The sequence below is a fragment of the Azospira sp. MPR-E4 genome (assembly GCF_058809645.1).
Map to the genome: position 1 here is coordinate 1 of NZ_JBXAST010000104.1, position 3,648 is coordinate 3,648.

A 3,648-nucleotide genomic window follows, 5' to 3' on the forward strand; every position below is an offset into this window, starting at 1 on the left:
GCCCCAGGCCGTGCCCCAGCCTGCCCGCCCCGGTGCCGATGGCCAGGGCCGCCCCGGTTACGGCTACGGCGGCAACGACGTCTCGCCCCGGCGCGACCGGGATGGCGCCGGCGGCTGGGACAGCCGACAGGACCGGGACCGGGACGGCATCCCCGACGGCGTCCAGGGGCGCGACCGCGATGGGCGCCGCGGCAACCAGGATGGCGGCTGGGGCGACCGCAATGACCGGGGTGACGACAGCCGCCGCGGCACCCCGGGCAACGGCGTCGCCCCCCAGGAGCGCAACCGGCCCGGTGCCGACAGCAGCGTCGAGCAGCGCCGCCTGACGCCCCTGGACCGGGACAGCGGCTACCGTCGCGAAGAGATCCGCAGCGCTCCGCTCCAGCCCCGGGGCCAGTCCGGCCAGCCGGGCGGGGAGCGCAGCATGGGCCGGGACGGCGGCGGCCGCAGCGCCGACGGCGGCAGCTCCGGCGAGAGCCGGGTGACCCCGCCCCGGGGTGGCGATGGCGGCGAGCAGCGCCAAGGCAACTCCTGGGGCGGCGGCCGGCGCAACGATCGGTCGGGCGGCGACGGCGACCGCTGAGCCCTGGCCGCGGCGATGCGGCAATACGGGCGTCCCCAGGGGCGCCCTTTTTTATGCCGTGTAAAAGCTAGTTGTTGCGAGTCGTTCGCGTTTACATGGGGTGGAGACTGTACTAGGATGACGCCATGGCGCCTCGCCGGGCGCCCCTGTCGCCGCCGTTTGGCGGGCAGCCCAGGGCTGCCGGCGGGGGCGCAAAACGGGCTGGCGAACGCCGCCCCCGCGCCACCTTCATCCACCTTTCCTGGGAGCCGACCATGGCCCATCTGCCTGCCGACCTTCCGCCCCTGCCCGGCGCTACTGCCGACGCCGACGCCGCCATTTTTCCGGCCGGCCCCGGCCGTTCTGCCCAACCCTGCGAGCGCAGCATCCTGCTGCGCTACCTGGGCCAGGTGCAGCAGCGGGTGGGGCGGCAGTTCGAGGAGCTGCGTGCCGAAGTGCACAGCGAACTCCAGGCTGAACTGCAGGCGGAGCACGACGCCGAGCGCCGGGCCCTGGCGGCCCTGCTGGCAGCGCGGGACGACCAGCTGCTGGCCCTGCGCGGCCAGCTCATGGTGCGTGACACGGCCCTGGAACTGCTGCGGGAGGAACTGGCGGAACTGCGCCGCCAGGTGCCGGGCCTGGCCGGGCGGCAGGAGTTGGTGCGCCTGCTGGACATCCAGGCCGAGCGCATCGTCGCCCTGGAGCGGGAGCGCAACGCCGCCCTGTGGCGGGCCGAGCGGGAAAGCCTGCGGGCCAGGGAAGCGGCCACGGGGCCGGGCACCGTGGCCATCCTCTCCGCCGACCTGGTGGCGGCCCTGCCCGACGAGGCCCAACTGACCGAGGCCCTGGCGGCGGCCGACCTGGTGCTGTGCCAGACCGGCTGCCTCAGCCACGACGACTACTGGCGGGTGCAGGACTACTGCGCCCGCAGCGGCAAGCGCTGCCTGCTGCTGGCCAAGGAGGATGCGGCGGCCCCCGCGCCGGCCCGGGCTGCCGCGGACTGAGGCGTACCGGGGCTGCCCGGCCCCAATAAGGGCGCCCGCCGCGAACCGGGAAGACGGGCCGGGTACCGCCCAAACCCCCGGCAGGCCCGCCGTCGCCTTCCCTCCGCAACCGGGGATGGCCCCAGGTGCCTATTCCGGCGAAAGGGCCTAAACTTCCGCTTCCCCAAGCCTCAAGTCCCGATTTCCATGCCCCAATCTCCCGTCGCCATCGACTCCAAGCTGCCTTGGGTCGGCACCACCATTTTCACCGTGATGAGCAAGCTGGCCGCCGAATGCGGCGCCATCAACCTGTCCCAGGGCTTCCCCGACTTCCAGGCCGACCGCAGCCTGTTCGACGCCGTGCATCAGGCCATGCTCGACGGGCGCAACCAGTACGCCCCCATGACCGGCCTGCCGGAACTGCGCCAGGCCATCGCCGCCAAGGTCCAGGCCCTCTACGGCACCGCCTACGATGCCGAGAGCGAGATCACCGTTACCGCCGGCGCCACCCAGGCTCTGTTCACCGCCATCGCCGCCTTCGCCGGCCCGGGGGACGAGGTCATCGTCTTCGCCCCGGTGTACGACTCCTACGTGCCCGCCATCGAGACCGTGGGCGCCAAGGCCATCTACGCCAACCTCCGCTACCCGGACTACAAGCCCGACTGGAACGAGGTGCGCGCCCTGATCACGCCCCGCACCCGCATGATCATCGTCAACACCCCCCACAACCCCACCGGCAGCCTGCTCGACGCCGCCGACCTGGAGGCCCTGGCGGAACTGACCCGCGACACCAATATCGTGGTGCTGGGGGACGAGGTGTACGAACACATCTGCTTCGAAGGCGAGCACCAGTCCCTGGCCCGCCACCCGGAGCTGGCCGCCCGCAGCCTGATCGTCTCCAGCTTCGGCAAGACCTACCACATCACCGGCTGGAAAATCGGCTACTGCTACGGCGCCGCCGCCCTCATGGCCGAGTTCCGCAAGGTGCACCAGTTCAACGTATTCACCGTGCACGCCCCCTCCCAGGTGGGCCTGGCCGCCTTCATGGCCGACCACTCCCGGCACCTGCAACTGGCCGAGTTCTACCGGCAGAAGCGGGACTTCTTCCGCCAGCAGCTGGCCGGCACCAAGTTCGAACTGCTGCCCAGCCGCGGCACCTACTTCCAGCTGGCCCGCTACGATGCCATCTCCGATCTGCCCGACACCGAGTTCGCCCAGTGGCTGACCCGGGAAGTGGGGGTGGCGGTGATCCCCGTCTCCGTCTTCTACCCGGACGGCCGGGACGACAAGGTGGTGCGCTTCTGCTTCGCCAAGCAGGAATCCACTCTGGCCGCCGCCGGCGAAAAGCTGCGCGGCATCTGAGCCGGGCGCGGCCCGGACCGCCATCGGCGGGCCGGCGGCAGCTCCCGGTCCCAAAGAAAAAGCGCGGCAGTCACCGCGCTTTTTTCATGGTCGGGGAATTTTCCGCCGCCCCGGCGGTCTTTGCAGCGGGCCGGCGCCACAGCCGGCGTCTCGATCAACCGCAACATCAGGAGCATCCCCATGCGGGTACAGGAAAATCCGGCCGACATCGGCCGCTGCGGCTGCGGCCGCCGCGAATACTGCGACGGCAGCCACGGGCTGAGCGAAGCCCAATGGCAGGAACTGCGGGCCAGGGAACTGGCCGAAGAAGCCGCGTGGAAGCGGGCCGCCGGCCAGCCGGAAGACGCCGGCAAGTGATTCCGTAATCCGCCTGGCCTGGGGGCAAGGCGGGACGCCATTCTTCGGGTGGTGTGCCTGGAGAATGGCGTGGATTGGACGCCTCGGTGAGGCAGTAAAAAAGGGCACGGTGACGTGCCCTTTTGCTTTACGCGACTGCAGATACAAACCATGGATACTATGGTTTTTTCCCACCCGAACTAGGCGGCTTCGGTATCGGCGCTGGCCGGATGCAGTCAACGCTGTCTTTCACTAGGCGCATTGGAGGCGGCGGTGGAGGTGGCGGTGGAGATGCTGGTTTATTGTCATTTGCCATCCTTCTTACCTCCTGACTGATTAGGCGTTGGTGGTGGTGGAACAACTTCAACTCCTTCCCTGATTTGCCGCATTGGAGGGGGAGGAGGG

At 70.1% G+C, this 3,648-nt stretch carries 4 protein-coding genes; all 4 read left to right on the forward strand.

From position 1 onward, the window contains the following. Nucleotides 1-583, forward strand: a 583-nt coding sequence (locus AC1RTA_RS16450; protein WP_492785349.1) for a hypothetical protein, incomplete at its 5' end; no start/stop codon positions are given. A 254-nt stretch (nucleotides 584-837) separates the two neighbouring features. Next, on the forward strand, nucleotides 838-1,566 hold the full coding sequence (locus AC1RTA_RS16455; RefSeq protein ID WP_492785350.1) for a hypothetical protein: 729 nt from the start codon (nucleotides 838-840) through the stop codon (nucleotides 1,564-1,566). 186 nt (nucleotides 1,567-1,752) lie between these two features. After that, a complete protein-coding gene (locus AC1RTA_RS16460; protein WP_130458963.1) occupies nucleotides 1,753-2,907 on the forward strand; it encodes a pyridoxal phosphate-dependent aminotransferase in 1,155 nt (384 codons plus the stop codon). A 180-nt stretch (nucleotides 2,908-3,087) separates the two neighbouring features. Continuing rightward, the gene (locus AC1RTA_RS16465; protein WP_172974716.1) at nucleotides 3,088-3,264 is read left to right on the forward strand and encodes a hypothetical protein; all 177 of its coding nucleotides are present in this window, start codon (nucleotides 3,088-3,090) and stop codon (nucleotides 3,262-3,264) included. Nucleotides 3,265-3,648 lie beyond the last annotated feature (384 nt).